Raw genomic sequence first — 23866 nt, 5'->3', positions numbered from 1 at the left:
TATATGTAGACCTAAATGTACTTAATTAGATTTCATCAAGCTTTTGCTTTAGCTTATAGTTATTGCTAAGTATTCTTTGGATATCTGACTCTTTAAACTCGAGCTGCTGAAGGAGGTGAAGTTGAAAAACGGCTTCCATCTTTTGACATAACACCCAAAGCTCCGAAGCTTTAGCTGAATCTTTTTCCAGTTCCTCACTGTAGTGAGTAAGATAGTTTCTAGTATTAACAACACTTCTAACAAATTTAGTTCGCTGTTTTGAATTACCTATATACGACTTGTAAGGATTAATAACTCTTTTGATTCTTTGCCCAAGATTTATTTCGTTACCGTAAAGTACACGACCCTTCAGCCACTTCCTTCTAGATTTTGGGCAGTTCCATAACAGAGAAGCAACCATTGATCTGAATTCTGCTACGTCCATTAAAGTCTCGGTTGAGGTTCTTCTGTGATATGTTTCAAGACCTTGAGCAAGTGCTAAAAATTTGCCATCAAGATATTTGTGATCTCCCGAGACTGCAGAGAAATATAACCCTATAGACGGCCGTATAATGGAATAAGTACTAAGCCACTTATTGAATACTTGCTCTGCATTTTCACGTATATCTGAGAATCGAAATAGCATTTTATGCTTATCCAAATTGGGTAAATCTTCAGAAAAGGGTAGACTTTGATAATACAGCTTTATGTTTGCAGGCCTTATGTTTCCCTCTGAAATTTCTATGGTTATATCGTTACAGGTAGCACACACATCACTAATAGTAACTGTAGAATCTAGAGCAAAACAAAGTAGATACGTAACTTGATGAACAATCTTACTAAACTCGGAAAAATCTCTAGCCACTTCAGATGATAATTTGAAATAGGTTTGGTGCGTTATCCGTGCTTCTGTTGTATCTCCGCATCCAGGAAGGGTATATCCAAAAAAGATATGTAGCTTAAATCCTGACCTTAAATTGTAAATAAGTTCTTCTTGCGGATCGTAACTTATAGTGGCCGTTTTAAAGTCGTCACTATGAACAACATTTATTCCTGTGATGCCTACCCATTCATTTATCCCTTCTACAGTGAAGGAAACTGTATTAAAAATGGCTTTCTCATCTTGTTCGTAAGCAACACCACTTATCACTTTACGGACATAAACCAGTGACTTACTTATACCGCCAAATGCAATATTTTTCGTTTTATAAAAGCAATCTTCTAGCGTAACTAGGCCGTCTTTTTCAATATGACCAATAATTCTACTTAAATCATCATTGCCGTTAAGGGCTTCAATACTTTCATCAAAGAGGCCAACCACCTCAAGCTCAATTTTCCCACCATCTAAGATTGAAAGAGTACCTGGTATTTTTTTATCCTCAGAGTGAGGAAGCCAGAAGTACCCCGACTTTTTCCATTCTTCTTTTATTCTCACCCGGAATCCTTGTGAAGTCTAACGAGCAGCTAAGTGGCGCACGAGGCACATCATTACAGGAGCTCATTGTTATGTTTAATTTAAGTTTTTTGAGATGCCAGACGAGTAGCTATGTGACATGCTGAAAGCATTAAAAGAACCAAACCGACTAGCCACAAACCAGCTACGATGCCTTGAATAAGCATGGTACTAATCGCTGAGACACCTGCAATAACAGTAAACAGTGTTATCTTGCGCCGCAAGAAGAAGTAACCCGCTGTTCCCATAATTGAAGAGTTTATTACATAATTAAATAGGCCTAACCAGCTTGGTTCCCAACCCATATAGGGTTGGTATAGGTACTCTGTTTCATTAAAAGGCAACATCAATACTGAGATCAACGCTCCGATTATGAATACATACGCCAAACATCTGCAATTTTATATAAAATCTTAGTCGCCCTTTCTATGGTTCTATGAAACATAATTCCTAAAGCCGCCTCCCAGTATGCTTTGAATACTCTTTTTGTTAGCTGTGCGGGACGCTCTGTGTATTTAAATCATGTTATAGGGGAATAGTTTAGGGCATCTAGCCCTTTTGACATGCTCAAACACTAGATATGTACTTTTTATATTTAGTGAAAGCACCACAGAAGTTGTATTAGCGTATGGATGAAGGGATATAGATAGCCAAGAATAAACCCTTGGTTACATATTGGTCACACTAACAAAGCCAAGGCTGCTGCCAGCTTAATACGATTTCATAACTTTATGTATTTTAAGGGGATATTGGTAGGACTAGGCAGATTCGAACTGCCGACCTCTACCATGTCAAGGTAGCGCTCTAACCAACTGAGCTATAGTCCTATATCTGTATCGCGATAAGTTGCGAGCAGGTGTTGGCGTATTATACGCAGCCACTTGCTTGGATCAAGCAGCAAAAAGTAAATAAAGGGATAATAACCCTTTCGGACCGGTGAGTAAGACCAAGCAGATTATACGTCGCTCCGCTCCTTCCCCTTCGGGGCTATCGTCGCTGGCTCCGATGTGGTCTCGCTGCGCTCGGCTCGAACCTGCGACTTCCACCATATCAAGGTAGCGCTCTAACCAACTGAGCGATAACTCTATAAAGAGGTATTTTTCAGTCGGAATTAGCGCCCCATAGGCAGACACTAAATTGGCTCAAGTAAAGATTGGCGCTTACTACTTAATCCACCAAGTTGTTCTCTATCGCGTAACGCGTTAGACCTGCAGCGGTGTGGATATCGAGTTTGTTTTTGATATTTTGGCGGTGGGTTTCTACTGTGCGAACGGAGATATCTAACTCGCGCGCGATCTCTTTGTTGCTGTTTCCTTCAGCCACCAGCTTAAGTACATCTTTTTCACGACCCGTTAATGGCTCTTGTTCTTCTTCAGCAACAGCTGGCACCGCTTGTTCAAACTGACTGAATAGTGCTTGTGATGCGCCCGAACTAAAGTAAGTACCGCCTCGGTAGATGGTTTCGATCGCTGATATTAGCTCTTCTGAGGAGACATCTTTCAAGACGTAACCAGCTGCACCGCATTTGATCAATTTAACGATGTATTCACGATCATCATGCATGCTAAGGATCAGCACTTTGATGTCAGGTTGTTCTTCACGGAATCGTTCGGTAGCTTCAAAGCCATTCATCACAGGCATGGAGACATCCATAAGCACGACGTCGGGCTTCACTTCAGCAGCGAGCTTCAGTGCCTGCTTGCCATCATTAGCCATACCCACGACTTCCAGTGATTCTTCACCTTCTAAACGTGCACTAATGCCATCTAACACTAATGGATGATCATCTACTAACACGACACGTATTTTCATATTATCCACTGTATTCAAGTTAAAGAATTGTAAACCCTGCACGAATCCGCGTACCTGCCCCTATTTTACTTTTCACACCAAAACGTCCACTTAACAGTTCGGTACGTTCTCGCATATTAAGTAAGCCGATGCCTGAAGCTGTCTTCCCTGGAGAGAACCCTTTGCCATCGTCCGTTACTTCGACCCAAATATACCCTTCTCGAGACCAAATGCGCAGCCCTACTTGAGTAGCCTCTGCGTGTTTTTCGATATTGGTCAGTGCTTCTTGGGCGATACGGTACATGGTAATTTCGATATCATCAGGTAGTCGTTGTTCTGGCAGTTCTAAACGAATATTGGTCTGTATACCGGTACGCTCTGAGAAATCCGCGATCATACTGTGCAGTGCTGACTCTAAGCCTAGATCATCTAGCTGTATTGGGCGCAGATCATGGGAGATACGTCTTACTTCTTGGATCGCCATATTCAGAACATCACAGCCTTTGTTGAGGTCGTTAGCGGCGGATTCATCCTGTTTGAGTAACTTATCTCTCGCGAGCTCCAATCTAAACTTAACCGATACCATTAACTGGTTAATACCATCGTGGAGTTCTCGGGCAAAGTTACGACGCTGGCTCACTTGGAACTGCACGTAACTGTGGGCAAGTTCACGTAAGCGTTTATCGGCAAGCTGAGAAGCATGCATGTTGATTGCGATACCCACCAAAGCAATTACGATGATGGTTCCTGCCAAAATCACCACAACGGTAAAGAAGGTATTACGAATATTACGGGTTACTTTAAGCCGGATTGAGGCAACCTCTTTGGCAATATCATCGATATATAAACCGGTGCCCATCATCCAGTTAAACTTGGGGATCTCGACCACATAACTGAGCTTATCTTCCAGATCACCCTTAGAAGGCTTTTTCCAAACATAGCGGTAAAAACCACCGCCTTTTTTCGCTACTTCGATGAGATCACGGATCACCATCTTGCCATTTTCATCTTTAAGATCCATCAGGTTTTGACCGATCAATTCATGTTGAATCGGATGGACCAAGTTAACACCCTGACGGTCATAGACAAAGAAGTAGCCATCTTCGCCGTAGGTCAGGCCATCGAGAATGTTTTTAACTTTTTCTTCAGCAACTTTATCCCCCGGCTGAGCATCTTTGACTATATGCTCAATCGAGTTCATCGCCAGCTCTACGTAGTTTTGTAGCTCTTGGCGTTTAGAGCGCAGTAAGTTTTCTTCGAAGGTGTGAATCTCTTGCTCAGAGAGATGCTTGGCTTGGGTCAAGCTGATCATGGTAACAGCCACAGTCACCATCACCAGTGGCAAAATGGAAAGCAGTAGGATTTTGGTTTTTAAAGAGGCTGTAACCCGTTTCATTGGTACTAGCTTTCCTGATCATTTCGGCTGATAGTTAAGATTCCAGTATAAAGGATGCGGGGTATAACACTCCATGGATTTCTCACTATGGTCAAAGGCTGAAGTACTTTACACATCGGCGTCTCGCCGCGGCGAGTTAAAGAGCCTGACAACCTCATCACATAAGGTTCAAGAAGGCGAGCTACACTTCCAACTAAGGCAATTATCCAGCTTAAAAGAGAAGGCCAAAGCCAACTCAACGACATCACATAATGACCCTTTTCTTCCCCACGAACCGAGTCTTTATGTTGGCCCTGTGGGTGATAATCATAAGTTACTACTGAACAAGTTTAACGTCTTAGAGCAGCACCTGCTGTTAGTAACCAATCACTTTGAGCAGCAAAACATTCTGCTTTCGCTCGATGATTTTAGCGCCTTATATCAATGCTTAACCCAAGGCCCGACGCTCGCTTTTTATAATAGTTCAGCCGAAGCCGGTGCTAGCCAAGCACACAAACATCTACAGTTAATCCAGTTAGATGAAAACGCAGCTGATCTAATTCCCTTTAGCCCGCAGTTTGAGCAACTTCATGATGAAGTACCACGAAAGTTAGATTCCCTCCCCTTCGAACATGCGGCACTCGCCCTGCCGAATGATCTGTTCGACGGGCACACACCTGAAGATTCAGCAACTCAATTACAGCACTTGTATGATCGACTGCGCACGACACTGTCTCTAGAAAGCTCGGGGGATAAGACCGTGCCACCACACAATCTGCTACTCACTCATGAGTGGATGATGGTCGTGCCACGCAAGCAGGAAGCCTTTAAAGGCATTTCGCTGAACGCCCTAGCTTTTGTGGGATCTATCTTAGTGAAAGATAAAGCCCAAGCTAAGTTGATCACGCAGCAAGGGCTTTGCAAAGCGCTGTCAGAAGTTAGCGGTTTACTAAAATAAAACGACTCAACTTCTGACAAAAAAACGCCCCGATAAACGGGGCAAATGGGAATGAACCATTAATTGGGCGGTGGTCCGCCCAGAGAGAAGAGTGATAACGGTCACTCAACCGTCTTACGCCAAACCGTAGAATCCTGGGAATACTAGGATTGAGATAACAACCGCTACCTGCATCAGGATGAAAGGCATAACACCTTTATAGATATCCATTGTCTGTACGCTCGGCGGTGCAACACCTTTGAGGTAGAACAGACTGAAGCCAAATGGCGGAGTTAAGAAACTTGTTTGTAGGTTCATCGCGATTAGGATCGCAAACCATACAGGCGCAATACCTAGTGCATCAGCAACCGGTGCCAAGATCGGTACGATGATAAAACTGATCTCTACGAAGTCGATGAAGAAACCTAGGATCAAGATCGCAATCATGGATAGGATCAAGAAGCCCTGAGCACCACCTGGTAGATCAGATAGAACTTCTTCAACAATGTAGTCACCACCTGTGTAAGTGAACGCCATAGAGAAGGCTGTCGCACCCAACAGGATCGCAAATACCATCGCGGTAACTTTTACCGTTTCAGTTGCAGACTCTAGAACCATCTTCCAGCTGAACTGACGGTACATAGCCGCCAATACAATCGCGCCTACGCCACCTAGTGCAGAAGATTCAGTTGGTGTCGCAATACCTGCGAAGATAGAACCCAATACAATCAAGATCAGTGCTAGTGGTGGAATGATCGCTTTAAGCGCTTTCATGTATTGCTCGCGCTTAGAATCAACATCGTCGTCTAAAGGCAATGCTGGCGCTGCTTCTGGCTTAACAAAGCTGTAGATTAGGATGTAAACAACGTAGATACCGATCAACATTAGACCTGGGCCTACCGCTGCTTTAAACAGATCACCAACTGGGATACCCAGAACGTCACCCAAGATAATTAGGATGATCGATGGCGGAATAATCTGACCTAGCGTACCCGACGCACAGATCGTACCGCAGGCAAGTGACTTGTCGTATTTGTACTTCAACATTACCGGTAGCGAGATCAGACCCATTGCTACAACAGATGCACCTACTACACCGGTAGAAGCCGCTAGCAATGCACCTACCAGTACAGTAGAGATTGCCAAACCGCCGCGAACACCGCCAAACAGTTTACCCATGGACTCAAGCAACTGCTCAGCCAACTGAGTTTTCTGTAAAACGATACCCATGAAAATAAATAGAGGAACCGCCATCAATACCGTGTTTTCCATAATGCTCTGAATACGGAACGGCATGAAAGCAAACATTTCAGCGCCTTCAGCAAATACACCGAAGAACAACGCTACACCACCAAAGGTAAAGGCAACTGGGAAGCCGACAAGCAGCATCAACAGCGCCACAACAAACATAATAATACCAATCATTACTAAACGCCCCTTAGTGCTGTGGTGGTTGGTAATGATCTTCTTTGGTGTTGCCCAAGAAGATGTTTAAAGATTTAAGGAACAAACCGATACCGCTAATCAACATGGCAAAGAAAGCAAAAGGGATAACGGATTTGATAATCCAACGATAAGGAAGACCACCCGGATCGCCCGAGGTCTCACCTAATTCAAATGATTCACGCGCAAAATCGATACCGTACCAACCGACAAGGGCACAGAACGGGAAGAGTAGAAATACACAACCCAACATATCGATCATTGCTTTGGTTTTGCCTGATAAACGTTCGTAGATCAGGTCAACACGTACGTGGCCACCGACCCGTAACGTGTAGGACACACCTAATAGAAAAACTGCTGCATATAGGTGCCACTCTAATTCTTGCATCCCGATGGAGACATCATTAAAGACATAGCGCATTACAACGTCGATAAAGACATTGAACAGCATGATTACAAATAGAACTGCAGAGATCTTGCCCATCAAATCTGAAAAGCTGTTGATCACCTGCTCCAGTCTCACTAGAAACATGATTTCTCCTAGAAGATTAAGAAGTTGGTGCTCCGGATCGGGACAATGTCCAGAGCACCAACGAGGGGGTTCTTACGACTCGATTACTTAGACAAGCTGTTTAGGTAAGCTTTGTCAGAGATATCTGTCCATGCACGTGCTTTTTCCATGTACGCAGACTGAGACTCAAGAATTTTCTTAGCTAGTGGATCAGCAGCTGCTTTTTCAGCAAGTAGCTCATCGTTAGCTTTACGCATTGCGCTGATTACTTCAGCTGGGAAAGATTTAACCTGAATGTTCGGGAATTCAGTTTTCATGCTTGCCCAGTTTTCAGCAGAAGAGTGGTAAGACTGGATGTACATATCGTACGCCGCAGTACGCATTGCTGTTTTAAGGATCTGCTGAAGATCTGCTGGTAGACGCTCAAACTTCTTCTTGTTGATCAAGAACTGAAGCTCAGTCGCAGGCTCATGCCAGCCAGTGTAGTAGTAAGGAGCGATCTTGTGGAAACCCATACGTAGGTCAAGAGAAGGACCTACCCACTCCAATGCATCGATCGTACGACGCTCAAGTGCAGTGTAAAGCTCACCTGCTGGAATGTTAGTTGGTTTCGCACCTAGCTTAGCTAGAACTTCACCCGCGAAGCCAGGGATACGCATTTTCAGACCTTGTAGGTCTTCCAGAGAGTTGATCTCTTTCTGGAACCAACCGCCCATCTGATTACCTGTGTTACCACCAGGGAAGGACATTAGGTTGAACTTGCCGTAAACCTCATCCATTAGTTCCTGACCACCACCGTAGTAGAACCAACCGTACTGTTCAGGTGCAGTCATACCAAATGGCATAGTTGTGAAGTAAAGCGTATTTGGTACTTTACCCTTCCAGTAGTAAGACGCGGAGTGACCCATGTCATACTGACCAGAGCGAACCATATCGAAAACACCTAGTGGTGCTTTGTGCTTGTTCTTAGAGTCGATTTGAATTTTAAGACGGCCGTTGGACATCTCTTCAGCTAGCTTAGCCATGTTTTTAGTCGCATCACCAAAAACTGGGAAGTTAGTAGGCCAAGTTTCTGCCAGCTTCAGTTTGTAAACCTTGTCAGCAGCCATTGCTGGCGTAGCCAGTACTGCAGTACATGCAGCTGCAGTAATTAACTGCTTAGGAAAAGTCATTTTGAACATTTTTATTATCATCCTCTCTCTATAAAACGCGATTTCTAACCGTCATATAAGTGTGGTCGCAACTGAAACAATCTCCTGTCCACCCCAACTACGACCACAGCTAACACGCCTAAAACTATAACCATGCTAGCTCTTATAGTCTTACACAGCATGTGATACCCCGATATTGGGATAAATGCGCATAAGTACTAGATAGATTACTTAGATGACCTACGTAGTACTACGTAGAACCGCTAGATTTATCTGCTAGCAAAGATATTATGTAACAACATTCCCAAAAGGCTAATCTCTTATGACAGAACAACAAAGAACACGCCGCTTAAGAAAGTATGAAGCCAATCCAGAAAATTCTTCTCCCAGCTCATCTAATGCTGGAATTGAGCTTCTGTCGCCTTTTGGGCCATTGATTACTAAAACTAAACTATCTGTAGAATTAATCGACAAGATTAATCTATTTGCTGACCAGCATATTTCCAAAACTGAAAGCTCAGAATTTATGCTTCCTGAAGAAATCGTTTTTGGTGGAGTACCTTCACTTGCCGATACTATCGGTAGATTAATTAACGATTATGTGAAGGAAGCAGAAGGTAGTCAGTTAGATAGAGCAATCTATGAAGTCTTTTGGATCGTGAGCCAATATCAAAACACACCTAGCCCAGTGCATTTCCATTCTGGTGATATTTCAGGAGTGTTATTCCTAAAAGTCCCTGAAAAGACTGACCCTGGTCAAGAAGAAAGAAACTATATCTCGGGACGCAAAGCGGGATATCTGAATTTTATCGAAGGTAATAAGCAGCGTTTTTCTAAATCACTTTTAAGTGTAAAGCCTGAGGTCGGTGATTTTTACCTTTTCCCAGGTTGGTTACTCCATGGCGCTGAACCCTTTATTGGTGAAGGGGAACGTCGCTCGATGGCATTTAACGCGACACTAGAAGTTAAATAGCCCCTGTAGGCTTCTTTTAAAACTTAACTATCTAAAAATCGAATCACCCTGCTGATCGATCATACACTTGGATTTACGCACCATCTCATCCGCGCATTGAGTTTCTTCCATCAAAACATCTGCACGGATAAAGCGATGAGACTGTTCACCCTTCTCAATCAAACCATTGACTCTATACCCCGCATCTTCTGATATCGGCATAGGCTTTATGATATAGCCGTTGTATTCCACCTCGATAAAACTACTCGTCGATTCTGGTTCTGTTTTATTAGCTGTGAAAAACTCGCTGATTTTTTTAATCAGAGACATTTAAATAACCTTTGAAAAATTGATTACGTATCAATACGAAAATTTTGCTGCGGTATAAATGGCGAATGCCTTTTCCCAGATGTCACCTACTTTACCATTACCTACAGGTTGTCCATCAAGTTGTGTTACCGGAGCAATCTCTTTAGAAGAGCTGGTGATCCATAACTCATCCGCAAAACGCACCTCATCCATCGTAATAGTTCGCTCCTCAACGGGAATTGTTCCATCTGTTTTTAAGCTATCAATAATAATCCGGCGAGTAATCCCCGGCAGGATCTGATTATCTAACTTAGGCGTCAGTACAACACCATCTTTAACGATAAAGACGTTACACGCACTACCTTCAGTAAGCTGATGATCTGCGTTATACAACAGCGTTTCATCGCTACCAGCAGAGTAGCCTTGTTGAAAATGAATTACATTTCCTAACAGGGCCGTCGATTTAATATGGCAGCGTTGCCACCTTAAATCTTCTGTACTAACCAAACTGTATTGAGTTACTTTTTCTCGATCGACCGGTTCTGGGTCTTTGATCGCGAAAGTGTATGCAAATATGGTCGGCTCTACGCCTTCAGGATATGCATGGTAGCGTTTATCGTCCGTACCTCGGGAAACATGCACGTATACCCCTAGGTTTTCAACTTGCTCACTGTTTTTATCGATCAGATCATTTAATAAATTGCGCCATTGTTCAGCAGTGAGGGAGCACTCAATTTCGATCTCTGCCAAGCCATTTAACATACGTTGGATATGTAAACCTAAACCAACCGATTGTCCCTGATAGTAAGGTATGACTTCGTAGATACCATCACCGAAGAGGAAACCGCGGTCTAAGGGCGAGATACGTGCTTCTGACAACGGTAGGAAATCACCATTAAGGTATGCAATGCTCATAGAGAAATCCCTCCACTTAATTCTTTTACCAGACCAATAATTTGCCTTAACTCATTAATCACGCTTTGTCCTTCGGATGCTGGCAAACCATCTTCTGTTAACTCATTTTCTCTTGTCACACCATCGACGCTGCCTAATTTGGAAAGATAACGAAGTATCTCCAGGGGCTGTATATCGGCAAAAAAATCTCGATGGTTCCAAAAACTTAGAAAAGCAATAATGCCGTAGGCACCCCAGTTAGAGACATCCGTAATTAACAACTCATCCACTTCTGTAACCGACGCTTTGATATCAAGAGTTTTAAGAGCGTCTTTTACATTACCCATACCTATTTCATTGCCACCATCACCTATGCCGATGGTTGGGCATTTAGCATTAAGAATGAATGTATCAAAACAAGCCGTACGATCGCTGATGTTCTCACCGCGCATATTGTAATAGCGCCCATCTTCAGCCTGACCTGGTCGCTCAATAGAGATCACAGCTTCGGGGTTATATTGATACAGCGCTTGGAATGCTTCCAATGTGCGCTCTTTATGCTCGCCCACACGAATTTCATGAACTCTATAATCAGACATCAGCGCCTGAGACACTGGTGGACCACATACAATAACTGGGGTTGCTCCAATCGCTTCTAATACTTTATACAGCGCAATGGCACCTACCGGCCCATCCGTTTCAAAAGTATCCACAACCGGGAAGCCCGTTCCAATCAATACATGCCCTCTGCATCGATTAAGCATTCGAGCTGCTCGCAGGTAATAGCCAGATTCCAACTCCGGCTGGATCGTTTGCATGCCACGCAAATTTCTAGCAACCAATAGGTCCTCAATTTGCTTACTTATCGTGGCTTCATTTGGCATAACGGCACCTATACAACTGATACTTGTAGATCGCTAATTCACTTTATCTGGCTCGGTTCGTTCAAACTTTTTCTGCGTTAGTGATTGAATATTATGCGCATCATCAATCGTGATCTGCTCAAACGAGACTTTGGCACCCGGCATCATTTGCGCCATTTTTGCGGTATCTAATGAAAGCATCGAGCCAATTTTCGGGTAGCCTCCGATGGTTTGTCGATCATTAAGTAAAACGATAGGTTGCCCATCTGCCGGGATCTGAATAGCACCATGGCAGATTCCTTCCGATAAGATGCCATCTACCGTCGCTTTAACTTCAGGGCCTGATAGCCGATAACCCATTCGGTCCGCTCGATCCGTAACTTCATACTCGCTACTAAAAAATATACGTTTATTGTGTTCGCTAAAAAGATGCTGTTGATAACCGCAGATAACCCTTAAGCTGGCATGTTCATCGTATTGCGGTCGATGATGCTCAGCTAGGCGATAGGCTCTAGCCTCATTTACTTCTGTACAGTATAGAAAATCATCTTGTTGAAGCTTACCGCCATCTATACCGCCGACACCTTCTCTCATTACCGTCGCGCTGCTGGAGAAACTATGCTCTATTTCAAATCCACCACTCACCGCTAAATAAGCTCTCGCGCCTTTGGTTGCAAACCCTAACTCGATCCGATCCCCTTGTTGGATTTTCTGTGCATGCCAACACTCCCTTTCCAAACCATTAACCTTAAACGGGATATCTGCCCCAGTTACAACCATGTAGGTATCGACATGGGATTCCAACACCAATCCGCCAACACTAACTTCCAGAAGAGAGCTATTTAGGTCATTACCTAATAAACGATTAGCCCATTTAAAGGCCTGCGTATCTAGAGGCCCACCGGTAGTTAAACCAATCCGATGGTGACCAAACCGTCCTGCATCTTGAATAAGTGTTAACAGGCCCGGCTGTAATACTTTAAAACCCATTTCGCTCATAACTGTCCGCCTAATGCGAGATATTCGTCTCGCGTAATTGGCTTAAACATCACTCTATCCCCAACCTTAACCGGCATATTCGGCGTTTTGTCCGGGGTAAACATTTCAGTTGGACACAAACCTATCAAATTCCAGCCACCTGGAGATTCAGCTGGATACACGGCGGTCTGCCGATCAGCGATAGCTACGGCGCCTTTAGGCACTTTTTGTCTAGGTGTGGATAAACGCGGTGCAGCGATTCTAGGATCGACCTCTCCTAAATAGGCAAATCCAGGGGCAAAACCTATGGCATAAACTCTGTACTCTTGTTGGCTGTGGATCTGGATCACTTCATCCACTTCCAAATTCGTATTTTGAGCCAACATCTCTAGGTCAGGGCCCGATTCCGGACTGTAATAAACAGGTAAAGAAACTAGATCTCCCACCTGCTGTTCAGCTTGATCGAGCTGAGTGAGTAACTCACGGAGGTGTTTTTTAATCTCCAGATGGTCACAGCTAAACAGATCGTAGATCACTAACAAAGACGCATAGGAAGGGACGAGATCGATGAGCTTATCGGCTAACTCTATCTCTAGCACAGAAACAGCGTGCTGCACTTTGGCAGAGGTTTCTGGGCTGGCTTTATCACCAAAATAGATGATCAGCGCATTTTCCCCTGCTACTTCTATTCTCATGACTGGATTAACTCTCGGATCTCTTGGATTGCATTAACGCCCTCCATATTATCCCCATGTACACACAACGTATCGGCCTGCAGTTTAAGTTGATGGCCATTTACGGTTGTGACAGTGCCAATCTCTTTGAGCTGGCGTACTTGAGCCAACATTTTCTCTTTGCTATGAACTGCGCCTGGAAGTGAACGTGACAAAAGCTTGCCATCATCGGCGTAACAACGATCAGCAAATATCTCAAACCACAGTTCGATACCTATCTGCTTTGCTTCTTCCCGATGTTGTTCCGCCTGTGGAGTACTTTGCAACATCAACCTTAATGGTTTGTGGTAAGCCGCTATAGCACGCATAACATCTTGTCGAACTGAAGTATCCGCCATCATATCGTTATACATCGCACCATGAGGTTTAACATAAGTAAGCTCTAGTCCTACACTGGCTGCCATCCCATCTAATGCAGAGATCTGATAAAGCAGCATCGATGTCAGTTCATCAGAGCTCACTTTTAGACTACGTCGACCAAAGCCAACAAGATCAGGATATCCCGGGTGCGCACCAATTATGACGCCGTTTTGTTTGGCGAGTGCCAATGTTTTCTGCATAACCAACGGATCACCGGCATGAAAACCACAAGCGATGTTTGCCTGATCAATATGCGGCATCACAGCCTCATCCAGTCCCATTTTCCATGAACCGAAGCTTTCACCTAGATCACAATTTAGCTTTAAACTCATTCAGTATTCCTTAAATCAAAACCTTCAATCACGCCTTGATCAGAAGATGGCAAGGCGGCTATTGGGTAGGTCTGTCACGATCATATGGCCTGGGCTATGAGTAATACAGAACAAGGGCTTGGCCTGTTCTATTGCCACTTGAGGCGTTACACCACATGCCCAAAAAACAGGCAGTTCACCCTTCTTAATTGTGACTGCATCGCCAAAATCAGGGTTGCGAATATCTTCAATACCGATCTCTGCAGGATCACCCAAATGTAGAGGCGCGCCATGGACAGAAGGGAAACGGCTACAGATCTGAATAGCTCGTATCGCATCTGCCGCCTTCATTGGCCGCATACTGACAACCGTATCGCCACTAAAACATCCAGCGGGCTTACAAGGGATATTGGTTCGATACATAGGCACATTAACCCCTTCAGAGATATTTCGGATCTCTAAACCATCCGCCAGAAGCGCTTCTTCGAATGAAAAGGAGCAACCTAGAACAAAGGTGACCAGATCATCTCGCCACAATCCAGATACATCTGGCAGCTCTTCGATTAACTCACCATCCCGATAGACTCGATATTTGGGAATATCAGTACAAATATTTAGATCTTCTCCTAAACTCGGCAGCATGAATTCACCTGGATTCTCGGACATACCAATCAGGGGGCAAGGCTTAGGGTTTAACTGACAAAACTGTAAAAAATCACCGGCATAATCTTTAGGCAAAATAACCAAATTACCTTGCACAAAACCCGCCGCCACTCCGGAGGTGTTATCTTGGAACTCTCCTCGACGAATCATCTGGCGTATCTGCAATGGTGATTTATCTGAATACATAATTGATCCTACTTGCTACTAAGAAACCTTTAAAAAAGCTCTATACGACTCAAGCTAGCTACATACCAAGTTTAGTCATAGCGTCATAACAAGATGGTACGTTTGAACCATTTATCTAAGTATGTACCCGATATAGAAATAAAGTCACTATTGGACTGATTTAAAAGTAATTTACTGTTCTTAATGAAAGGTCTTACTTCTATTTAGTGCTAAGATGATCAAATAGATAACCAATCTTTTAACACTATGTCGCATTCGAAAACCATTTAGATGCATTTTGGATTTTATATTGGAACCTCTATGAGTTACCTAGACACTCAGGAAGTCGTTAAACAATTAGCCGATCTAACAGGCGCTTTAACATCTGAGAAAGATCACTCAAAACTGTTAGATCGTATTATTTTGGGGTGTATGTACCTAACCAATGCGGATGGGGGAACGCTATATACACTCAATGAAGAGAATGAAAACGAACTAAAATTTTCTGTTCTTCATAACCGTTCTTTAGGCATTCATCAAAAGCCTCGCGACCTCCCTGCGGTAGAGATCCACAATGCTCAACAACAAGCCTCCAAACTGGTTGTGGTTCAAACCTTCGTTCAGAGGGAAACCATCAACATCCCCGATGTATATGACTGCGACGACTATGATTTTTCAGGTACTCGTAAGTTCGATAAACAACTAAATTACCGTTCAAAATCCTTTTTATGTGTGCCTTTACAAGACCATGAAGGGGAAATAATCGGTGTATTGCAGTTACTTAATGCTATGGATAACGAGGGCAACATTATTGCCTTCCCAGATACCCAACAGCATTTGGTTGAATCTTTAGCATCGCTTGCAGCAGCAGTATTAACGAAACGCCGCTTAATTGATGCTCAACGAATGTTATTCGAATCATTCATTAAACTAATTGGCCGTGCAATCGACCACAAATCGCCTGTGACAGGTAAGCATTGTGAACAAGTACCAGAAATAGCCATGTTAATTGCTGCAGCAGTTAACAACGCGACTGATGGAACGTTTGCTGATCTTAGCTTCAATGACCTAGAGATGTACGAGTTGCGGATCGCAGCATGGCTTCACGATTGCGGCAAGATTACCACGCCTGAATACATCATTGATAAAGCAACAAAGCTACACACAATGTTTGATCGGATAGATCTGGTTGAATCCCGTTTTCGAGAATACAAACAACATCTGCAAATTGAATTACTGCAACAACAGATGCAACTATCAAATGAAGAATATGCATCTGCTGAGCAAAAGCTGACTGCTCAACTACAGCAGCTAGATATTGATTTCGATTTTATTCGTAAATCTAATACTGGCTCTGAATTTATGGCCCCTGAAGACAAAGCACGTGTGGTCAGTATCAGTGAGATTAGCTGGATTGATAGTGAAGGCAACGCACGTCATCTGCTCTCCAAGGATGAAGTGGACAACTTATGTATCAGTAAAGGTACATTGACCGATGACGAGCGCCAAGTGATGCGCGATCACATAAAAGTATCGATCGATATGCTGGAATCCCTAAAATACCCCAAACAACTGTCCGAAGTGCCAGAGATTGCCTGCAACCACCATGAGCATATGGATGGCAGCGGTTATCCTAGAGGGATCACAGCAGAAGATTTATCAACACGTGCGCGGATTATGTGTATCGCTGATATTTTTGAGGCGCTGACTTCACCAGATCGCCCGTACAAGAAAGGCATGTTGCTATCGCAAGCGATGACTATCTTGGGTCGGATGGTGGAAGATAATCATCTGGATGCAGATCTATTCAAGCTGTTCGTCGAAAGCGGTACTTATCTGAAATATGCACAATCACATATGACCCCGCGCCAAATCGATGAGTTTGATCCTGCATCCCTACCCGGCTTAAATTAAACACCTATTTGCTGGTGTGGCTATAAACGCCACGCCAGTCAGAGGTTGGCGGAACATCTTTGAATTCGGCAATACGGTGAAGATAGATTCGGGTCATCTTGTCATCGGGATGATCTAACAGGAATTGCCCAAATCGTTCTTCTGCCAAAGCCCAATCCTTTTGGACATAAGCCGCTATCGCAGCAGAAAAGAGTTCGATACAAGACTGCTGTTGAGATGTGCACGCTTCGCGCAAACAGATAGGTTCATAGATATCTACAGGTTCACTACGACCTTTCACCTGTACACGATCTAACTTCCGGTAAATATACTCCGGCACCAGAGATACTACTTCTCCACTCACTAATAGTGGTGTTCCATAATATTTGGTCAGCCCTTCCAGTCTTGAGGCAAGGTTTACCGCATCCCCCATCACGGTATAAGCCATACGGAAACTCGATCCCATGTTACCCACATTCATAGGGCCACTATTAATTCCCATCCCCACCTCGACGCTCGGTAAGCCCTCTTGTTCAAGCTGCTTATTCAATTCAGGTAGAACATCCAGCATCTTCATCGCCGAATTCAATGCATTACGGGCATGATTCTCATCTTTCAGTGGCGCGCCCCAAAAGGCCATCACCGCATCGCCTATATATTTATCCACAGTCCCACGTTGTTCATGGATAATTTGAGTCATACCGGTAAGGTAAATATTCATTAAACGAGTCAACTGTTGTGGATTAAGCTGCTCAGACAAACTTGTAAAACCACGAACATCTGAGAAGAACACACTCATCTCGCGGTTTTCACCACTCAACTGTACGCTTTGATCTTGTTCGCTTAATTCCTCCACTACTTCTGGCGGTATATATTGACCGAATTGAGTTGCCAGTTGAGCTATATTACGCGCTTCGAAAAAGTAACCTGTGGTTTGCTGAAAAAGATAAAGCACCGATACCAAAATTAAGGTGTAACCCAATGGGATCACCCAGAACATCTGTTGCCATGCATATAAATTTGCACCCACCAACAGAGCAACCCACACCAATGTGAATAAGGTCGAGGTTAAAACCGAAACACGTGGAATGATTAACGACAGCAATAAACCACTAACAATCAACTGAATCAACTCAACCCCTAAGGTGTAATCAGGCTGATGCTGAATGCGTTCGTCTAGCATGCCCGACAGAATATTTGCGTGTACTTCTACACCCGAGTATCGGTTACTCATCGGCGTCACTCGCAGATCTAACAAACCTGCAGCGCTCGTCCCGACCAAAATAATCGCACCTTCCAACTGTTCTGCATCGGCCGTTCCACGAATGACATCGGTTGCAGAGATATATGGGAAACTGCCTTGAGGGCCTCGATAAGGCACGAGTACCGCACCATGTTGATCGACTGGAATCCGCACCCCAGCAGCATCCACAGCGACTAATGCATCTTGCTTGCCAGTGACATCCGATTCAATAACCGACGTCACAGATTCTTCTCCAAACAAGGCTAAAAGCATAGAAAGGGCCAGAGAGGGATAATAATTCTCCTCATAGCGCTGAATCACAGGTACACGGCGATATACACCATCGGAATCTACCATGGGATTATCAAAGAAGCCGTTCCAAACACTGACACTATGGAGTTCATTCAGACTGGAGATTATTCCACTCGCTTCAGGAATAGGTAACCGATCTAAACGCTCATCATCACTAATCACCGGACTACCGGGATGGCCTATCTGTAGTTTTTTTAAACTTCGGTCAAATAGATAGCCCAATACGACAGGGCGATCGGCAATCGCTTTCGAAAAAATTGCGTCAGAATTTAATTTTTCTATAAGCTGATCTAGTGTTTTCCCTTCCGATTCTGATGCCAGTTGTTTAAGTGCAGATAGATCGACACTTTGATCAGCCTCTGAGAAAACCATATCAAAGCCAACAATAGCGACCCCGTATTGGTCGAAAAGCTGATCCAACATCAATGCTAGTTTGGCTCGGTTCCAAGGCCAGCGCCCCTCCGCTGCCAAGCTTTTTTCATCCACATCGACTATTACAATACGCGGATCTTTTTCTTCGGATAAAAACTGTCTTAAGCGCAGATCATAAAGGTCATACTCAAAACGTTCTAACAGCTCAAGACGATCGCCCTGAATCACAGGTATTAACATCACTAAAGTGAGTATCAAGCCTAAAACAGTGCGTATCCAACGTTGTTTCATCGTTTACTCTGCCGTCACTCTACGCAATTGATCGAAGTCGATATCACCCTTGAGCACTTTCTGGATTCCATCCTGCAACAAGCTACGCATACCATCAGAGATCGCTTGTTCTCGTATTTCACCTATTGTTGCCCCTTGATAGATTTTTTCTTTCATCTCAGGAGTCGAAATTAATAGCTCGTGAATACCGGTACGCCCGCGATAACCGGTATGGTTACATTCCTCACAACCTACCGCTTTATAGAGCTTAACCTTATCTCCCATAATAAGTTCACCTGCTTGCTCACCATAACGACGCAGCAAGAAAGCAATCTCATCATTTGAGGCTTTATAAGCCTTACGACAACTAGGGCATAGTGTTCTTACCAAACGCTGCGCCAATACACCTAACAGAGCGTCCGAAAAGCTAACTGGATCTATACCCAAATCCAGCAAACGCGTAATGGTTTCAGGAGCAGAATTTGTATGCAGTGTTGATAATACTAGATGACCGGTCAGGGATGCCTCTACAGCCGCATGAGCCGTTTCCTGATCTCGCATTTCACCAATCAGAATGATATCGGGATCTGCGCGTAAAAACGCCCGTAACGCTGCTGCGAAGGTAAAACCGGTTTTAGGTTGAACCTGCACCTGTTGCAAGCCTGGCTGCGTAATCTCAACAGGATCTTCTGCTGTCCAGATTTTCTTCTCCGGCGTGTTTAAGGTAGCTAGCAATGCATGCAGGGTAGTCGTTTTACCTGAACCTGTAGGACCAACCACCAACAAAATACCGTGTGGATTTTCTAGTAACTCTTTGACGCCATCTTGAATTGGTGTAACAAAATTAAGTTGGTCGAAAGCAACGGGTTCACCACTTTGCAACAAACGCATGACCACGCCTTCACCGTTTACAGTAGGAATGGTCGCTACGCGGACTTCCAATGGGTGACCTTGCAAACGCACCGCAAATTTACCATCTTGAGGTAGACGTTTTTCGGCTATATCTAGGCGCGACATAATCTTGATGCGCGATACTGTGGCTTTAGCATGGGTCGCGGGTATCTGAATAATATCTTGGCAAACACCATCTATACGCATACGTACGTTGGTCGGTGTTCTGCCTTTGCCCGGTTCAATATGAATATCCGATGCTCTCAGGCGCTTCGCATCGAGCAATACTCGGTTAACCAAGCGAACAACGGTTGAATCTTCCTCTGAAACTTCATCGTTTTCAGTAACCGTATCGTCGATATCCATTTCAGCGCTATCATCTAGCTCATCAAGAATAGTGCTGAGATTTGCGCTGTCCTGTTGCCCGCCTCCGGTCACTACCCCAAGGTACTGATGAATATCGTCCAGTAAACCGACGCATATATGAGCATCTCTTTGGCCTACGACATTTTTAATTTCAATCAGGCGCTTAGTATCATTAGGATCATCAATTAAAATTAGGACCGTGTCACTATTCTGTTCAGATAGCAGAACAAGATTGCTATTACGTAGATAAGCCTTATTTACCTTTTCACATAAGGGATGAAGAAAGTACTTTTCGGGATTGTAAGCAATAAAAGGGACTTGATAAAAGCACTCTAATGACTGACCAATCTGCTGACTGGTTAGTCTGGCATTATCTCTTAACAAGCGCGTTAGTGGGGTTCGAGCATCTGCTTTTTTCTCAAGTTGATCAAAGACTTTTTGCTCAATTAAGTTTTGCTCCAAAAGGTATTCAAACGGTGTTTCTGTACAACCAAAATCATAACGGAATTTTTGCCCAAGCAGCTCAGCAAATTGCCGTCCCCTTTTTAGATCAATCGCTGAGAAGGATTTACCATCTTGCCGGTTTATTATTTGGATAACACCGAGTAATACATCTTGGTAAAGAATAGGAAGCACCAGCATAGAGCGACTGGTAAATTCGATATCCTTTTCAAAGGAAGCATTAAAACGTAAGGATGGATGTATTTTTTCAAGCTCATCCGAGTCTCGTACATCTTTGATTGTTATTGCTTTTTTACTTAGCGCCACAAAACCTGCGATAGATGACGCTGTAATAGGCACTCGAATTTCGGTTAAATCTTCGCCCGTTTTAAAACGAGAAACAATATCCTTGCTCGAGCGATTTCGTTGGTATACGGTGATACGCTGAGCATTAAACAAAGCCAGCAATGTCTTTTCGACTAGAGGGTAAGCTTCTTCAAAACTCTTAGCCTGATGAATCTTACTCAACACTTTTGTTAATCGAGAATAAAACTGCTGAGTATCCTTTTCTATCGCTTTTGTCATGCTCTACTACCATAATGTCAGTATTATAGTTTTCTAATTAAAGATAGCCGCACCAGAGGTGGGAAGTGAAGCTCGAAATTCTTGGTTGCAGTGGCGGTATCGGCCATGGTTTAAAAACAACAACATTTTTAGTAGACGATTCATTGTTAATCGACGCTGGTACAGGTGTTGAGCTTTTAAAGATGGATCAGATGCTCGCTATTAAAGATATCGTTATCACCCATGCTCATCTAGACCATATCATTGGCCTGCCGTTAATGCTGGCAACTATTTATGATCAGCATAAAACACCTATCGATATCTATGCACTTCCAGAGGTTGTCGAGGCTTTAAAAACTCACATCTTTAATTGGACAATTTGGCCAGATTACACCTGTTTGCCTGAAGATAAACCGATCATCAATCTGCATTCGGTAAACGTTGGTGATCAGCTATCCCTACAAGGTAAAACCATAGAAGTAATCCCTGCCGAGCACCCATCACCAACCGTTGGTTATTTAGTATCAGACGGCAAAGCCTCCTTTGCCTTTAGTGGTGATACAGGTATCAATAACGCACTCTGGCCCATTCTAAACACTAAAAAACCTGACCTACTTATCATCGATGTATCCTTTACCGATGAAGTTGATGAACTCGCTCGATTGAGCGGCCATCTGACACCAAGTCATCTTGCAAGCCAGTTAGAACTATTGAGCCATCCCGCTCGGGTAATGATTACCCACCTTAAACCGGGATTCGAAGACACAATTATGCAGCAATGTCGCCAAATCTTACCTAGCTGGCAGATTGATCGTTTGCACCACGGCGATATTATTAACCTTTAATAACCACCCCCTATTAAGGGGATGGCATAGCTTCTAGAAGAATCGTGCCCGAAATAGTCCCTGTGGTACCCGTTCCGGCATTTTCACCAGAAGCACCATAACTGGTCACTGCACCCTCGGCACCCGCACCGACAAAATCAATCGTCATACGACCAGACATATCTGTGCTAGCTCCACAGTCACCACCGGTACAAACCCCTGTAAGCTTGACATCTCCGCCGCTCAGCACATTATTCAAGCTCATATTCGCATTTGCATCTTCTCGCAATGCATAGTCACGACCTGCCACATTGGCTTCGATACCAATCTCTAGCAACTGTTCACTATCAAAATCCACACGAAAATAGGTGCCACTATAGAGGTGACCGCCTGTACCTCCACCATAGACAAAATCATTTAAGGAACCAGTAGCACCTGTTTCAATTTCTGGTTTGGTATAGGCCCCTGCAGTAGACTCCAAACGATAAACATAATCACCTGTTTTCGCCAAGACGTTGGCAGCAGGTGTTAGGCCATCAGCATACATAAACTGGAAGCTACCATCTGTTTCAACCTCAGAACCATTTTCTAACACCGTGTAGCCTGCCCCCCAACGCCCCCAAGTGACATTAGTACCACCAATTGTTTTGGTATTGTTCTCTGACAAGCTAGTGGCTGTTGAAGGACCAGTAAAACTACAAGGAGAACAGTTATTGTCCGTCGAGTTGCTGGAATCTAGATAAACTAAACCTGTAACCACATCTCCTGTGCCTATGGTTTTATCAACTGTAATAGCTGATTGACCATCAACAATGACTCGTCCGGAACTACCATTTAAACCTTTTACTGGATCTTTTTCGGTGAAAGCTACGGCAACCAAACTACCCATAGGCGCAGCTTCGCCATTACCCGTTGGGTTTGGAGAAGCTAATACAACCTCTTGGTTGTTATTAGTTTCTGCTTGAGGATCTGAAGCTGGAACGGTGCTACCAGTACTATCACTCGTCGTTGTAGTTGTAGTATTTAGATCTAATGTTGTTGAGGAGTCCTCACTCTCGGCACTTACAGAAGTTTGCTCAGTAGTTTCAGATGTGGATTCTTGCGAAGAAGACTCATCAGTAGTCGTACTTTCGTCTGTTTCAGTTGAAGATGACTCTTCTTGCTGTTCAGTCTCTTCTTCCGAGGACTCTTCCGATTCGGATGACTCGGTAGTTTCTTCAGAAGTCTCGGTTGCTGCTGGAGTTTTAAATACATTAACAGAGCCACGAGGACCAACTAGGCTAAAAGAGCGGCCCGATGCGATATCACGACTTCCACCTTGTTTAGCCGAAACATTAATCTTGCCTTGGCTTACAGAGCCTGAAACCCGCTCCCCTACTTTTTCCACACTGAAGTCAGTACCTCGAATACCGATGGTGGCAACCACAGCGTCCAGTTTGTAATCTTCTTTATCTACCTTACCTATCTTACCCGATATAGTGCGCATACCACCTTTTAGCAGTTTGTAAATCGCCTTACCATCTTCAGGGTTAGCTTCATCAAAGCGGTAATCATCAATTTTAAATTCTGTATTCGGTTTTAATGACAGTCGAGACCCATCGGTAAAACGTATCTGTAACCGCCCTTTAGCACTGGTTTTCAATAGATCATTGGCAAACACATCGGCCTGACGTTTTAAAGCACGTTCATCACCTGCCGTGGAAACCGCCACATTCTGACCAAAACTTAGTATTACTTTGCCAACACTCTCAGCAGAGTGTGAAAAACTGCTGACTAAAAGCAATAAAGAGGTAAATATAAAGAGCTTCATAAATGATCACC

21 protein-coding genes and 1 tRNA gene are annotated in these 23866 nt (G+C 43.8%); 4 read left to right on the top strand and 18 right to left on the bottom strand.

What is annotated here, in order from left to right:
* Nucleotides 1–25 precede the first annotated feature (25 nt).
* The 5 genes from ACMXYW_RS04635 to ACMXYW_RS04615 all read right to left on the bottom strand — a co-directional run bounded on the left by ACMXYW_RS04635 (nucleotide 26) and on the right by ACMXYW_RS04615 (nucleotide 4619).
* Nucleotides 26–1414, bottom strand: coding sequence for a HEPN domain-containing protein (locus ACMXYW_RS04635; protein ID WP_415905390.1), 1389 nt, complete (start codon nucleotides 1412–1414; stop codon nucleotides 26–28).
* 80 nt (nucleotides 1415–1494) lie between these two features.
* A complete protein-coding gene (locus tag ACMXYW_RS04630) occupies nucleotides 1495–1779 on the bottom strand; it encodes a hypothetical protein (protein ID WP_415905389.1) in 285 nt (94 codons plus the stop codon).
* A gap of 403 nt (nucleotides 1780–2182) precedes the next feature.
* Nucleotides 2183–2259, bottom strand: a tRNA-Val gene (locus tag ACMXYW_RS04625).
* A gap of 340 nt (nucleotides 2260–2599) precedes the next feature.
* Nucleotides 2600–3244 (bottom strand): response regulator, encoded by a 645-nt coding sequence (locus tag ACMXYW_RS04620; RefSeq protein WP_415905388.1) that lies wholly within the window; start codon nucleotides 3242–3244, stop codon nucleotides 2600–2602.
* Between the two features lie 19 nt (nucleotides 3245–3263).
* Nucleotides 3264–4619, bottom strand: a complete 1356-nt coding sequence (locus tag ACMXYW_RS04615) for a cache domain-containing protein (RefSeq protein WP_415887371.1) — start codon at nucleotides 4617–4619, stop codon at nucleotides 3264–3266.
* A gap of 73 nt (nucleotides 4620–4692) precedes the next feature.
* Here ACMXYW_RS04615 and ACMXYW_RS04610 point away from each other — a divergent pair, with 73 nt between their 5' ends.
* On the top strand, nucleotides 4693–5556 hold the full coding sequence (locus ACMXYW_RS04610) for a DUF4922 domain-containing protein (protein ID WP_415905387.1): 864 nt from the start codon (nucleotides 4693–4695) through the stop codon (nucleotides 5554–5556).
* A gap of 114 nt (nucleotides 5557–5670) precedes the next feature.
* Here the strand turns inward: ACMXYW_RS04610 and ACMXYW_RS04605 are convergent, their stop codons facing one another.
* From ACMXYW_RS04605 to ACMXYW_RS04595, 3 genes are all read right to left on the bottom strand, one after another.
* On the bottom strand, nucleotides 5671–6960 hold the full coding sequence (locus ACMXYW_RS04605) for a TRAP transporter large permease (protein ID WP_415905386.1): 1290 nt from the start codon (nucleotides 6958–6960) through the stop codon (nucleotides 5671–5673).
* A 13-nt stretch (nucleotides 6961–6973) separates the two neighbouring features.
* Nucleotides 6974–7510 carry a TRAP transporter small permease subunit gene (locus ACMXYW_RS04600; protein WP_415883834.1) on the bottom strand — a complete coding sequence of 179 codons (537 nt, stop codon included), beginning with the start codon at nucleotides 7508–7510 and terminating at the stop codon, nucleotides 6974–6976.
* 83 nt (nucleotides 7511–7593) lie between these two features.
* Nucleotides 7594–8670: a TRAP transporter substrate-binding protein gene (locus tag ACMXYW_RS04595; protein ID WP_415900433.1), complete on the bottom strand. Its 1077-nt coding sequence runs from the start codon at nucleotides 8668–8670 to the stop codon at nucleotides 7594–7596.
* A gap of 292 nt (nucleotides 8671–8962) precedes the next feature.
* On the opposite strand from ACMXYW_RS04595, the gene ACMXYW_RS04590 reads away from it, so the two are divergent.
* Complete coding sequence (locus tag ACMXYW_RS04590) at nucleotides 8963–9613, top strand: putative 2OG-Fe(II) oxygenase (RefSeq protein WP_415905385.1); 651 nt, start codon at nucleotides 8963–8965, stop codon at nucleotides 9611–9613.
* Between the two features lie 27 nt (nucleotides 9614–9640).
* On the opposite strand, the gene ACMXYW_RS04585 is transcribed toward ACMXYW_RS04590, so the two are convergent.
* From ACMXYW_RS04585 to ACMXYW_RS04555, 7 genes are read right to left on the bottom strand one after another with little or no spacing between them, the layout of a single operon-like run.
* Nucleotides 9641–9922, bottom strand: a complete 282-nt coding sequence (locus ACMXYW_RS04585; protein WP_415905384.1) for an HlyU family transcriptional regulator — start codon at nucleotides 9920–9922, stop codon at nucleotides 9641–9643.
* A 30-nt stretch (nucleotides 9923–9952) separates the two neighbouring features.
* On the bottom strand, nucleotides 9953–10816 hold the full coding sequence (locus tag ACMXYW_RS04580; protein WP_415905383.1) for an aminotransferase class IV: 864 nt from the start codon (nucleotides 10814–10816) through the stop codon (nucleotides 9953–9955).
* On the bottom strand, nucleotides 10813–11679 hold the full coding sequence (locus ACMXYW_RS04575; RefSeq protein ID WP_415905382.1) for a DUF4392 domain-containing protein: 867 nt from the start codon (nucleotides 11677–11679) through the stop codon (nucleotides 10813–10815). Before ACMXYW_RS04575 ends, ACMXYW_RS04580 begins: the two co-directional genes overlap by 4 nt.
* Nucleotides 11680–11712: 33 nt before the next feature.
* Nucleotides 11713–12657, bottom strand: coding sequence for a biotin-dependent carboxyltransferase family protein (locus tag ACMXYW_RS04570; RefSeq protein WP_415905381.1), 945 nt, complete (start codon nucleotides 12655–12657; stop codon nucleotides 11713–11715).
* Nucleotides 12654–13331 carry a 5-oxoprolinase subunit PxpB gene (pxpB, locus tag ACMXYW_RS04565; RefSeq protein ID WP_415905380.1) on the bottom strand — a complete coding sequence of 226 codons (678 nt, stop codon included), beginning with the start codon at nucleotides 13329–13331 and terminating at the stop codon, nucleotides 12654–12656. Before pxpB ends, ACMXYW_RS04570 begins: the two co-directional genes overlap by 4 nt.
* Nucleotides 13328–14062 carry a 5-oxoprolinase subunit PxpA gene (locus ACMXYW_RS04560; RefSeq protein WP_415905379.1) on the bottom strand — a complete coding sequence of 245 codons (735 nt, stop codon included), beginning with the start codon at nucleotides 14060–14062 and terminating at the stop codon, nucleotides 13328–13330. Before ACMXYW_RS04560 ends, pxpB begins: the two co-directional genes overlap by 4 nt.
* A gap of 39 nt (nucleotides 14063–14101) precedes the next feature.
* Nucleotides 14102–14890, bottom strand: coding sequence for a putative hydro-lyase (locus tag ACMXYW_RS04555; protein WP_415905378.1), 789 nt, complete (start codon nucleotides 14888–14890; stop codon nucleotides 14102–14104).
* Between the two features lie 300 nt (nucleotides 14891–15190).
* Between ACMXYW_RS04555 and ACMXYW_RS04550 the strand changes: the two genes are divergently transcribed.
* Nucleotides 15191–16783: an HD domain-containing phosphohydrolase gene (locus tag ACMXYW_RS04550; RefSeq protein WP_415905377.1), complete on the top strand. Its 1593-nt coding sequence runs from the start codon at nucleotides 15191–15193 to the stop codon at nucleotides 16781–16783.
* A gap of 4 nt (nucleotides 16784–16787) precedes the next feature.
* Here the strand turns inward: ACMXYW_RS04550 and ACMXYW_RS04545 are convergent, their stop codons facing one another.
* Both ACMXYW_RS04545 and ACMXYW_RS04540 read right to left on the bottom strand, forming a co-directional pair.
* Entirely contained in the window at nucleotides 16788–18980 is a 2193-nt protein-coding gene (locus tag ACMXYW_RS04545) for a CHASE2 domain-containing protein (RefSeq protein WP_415905376.1), read from the bottom strand.
* 3 nt (nucleotides 18981–18983) lie between these two features.
* A complete protein-coding gene (locus tag ACMXYW_RS04540) occupies nucleotides 18984–21242 on the bottom strand; it encodes a GspE/PulE family protein (protein WP_415905375.1) in 2259 nt (752 codons plus the stop codon).
* 65 nt (nucleotides 21243–21307) lie between these two features.
* On the opposite strand from ACMXYW_RS04540, the gene ACMXYW_RS04535 reads away from it, so the two are divergent.
* Nucleotides 21308–22066 (top strand): MBL fold metallo-hydrolase, encoded by a 759-nt coding sequence (locus ACMXYW_RS04535; RefSeq protein ID WP_415905374.1) that lies wholly within the window; start codon nucleotides 21308–21310, stop codon nucleotides 22064–22066.
* A 13-nt stretch (nucleotides 22067–22079) separates the two neighbouring features.
* Here ACMXYW_RS04535 and ACMXYW_RS04530 read toward each other — a convergent pair whose 3' ends face one another.
* On the bottom strand, nucleotides 22080–23855 hold the full coding sequence (locus ACMXYW_RS04530) for a FecR domain-containing protein (protein WP_415905373.1): 1776 nt from the start codon (nucleotides 23853–23855) through the stop codon (nucleotides 22080–22082).
* Nucleotides 23856–23866 lie beyond the last annotated feature (11 nt).

The organism is Neptuniibacter sp. QD48_55 (assembly GCF_047778115.1).
In the GTDB taxonomy this organism is placed as follows: domain Bacteria; phylum Pseudomonadota; class Gammaproteobacteria; order Pseudomonadales; family Balneatricaceae; genus Neptuniibacter.
This window is presented reverse-complemented; position numbering and strand designations above follow the sequence as displayed.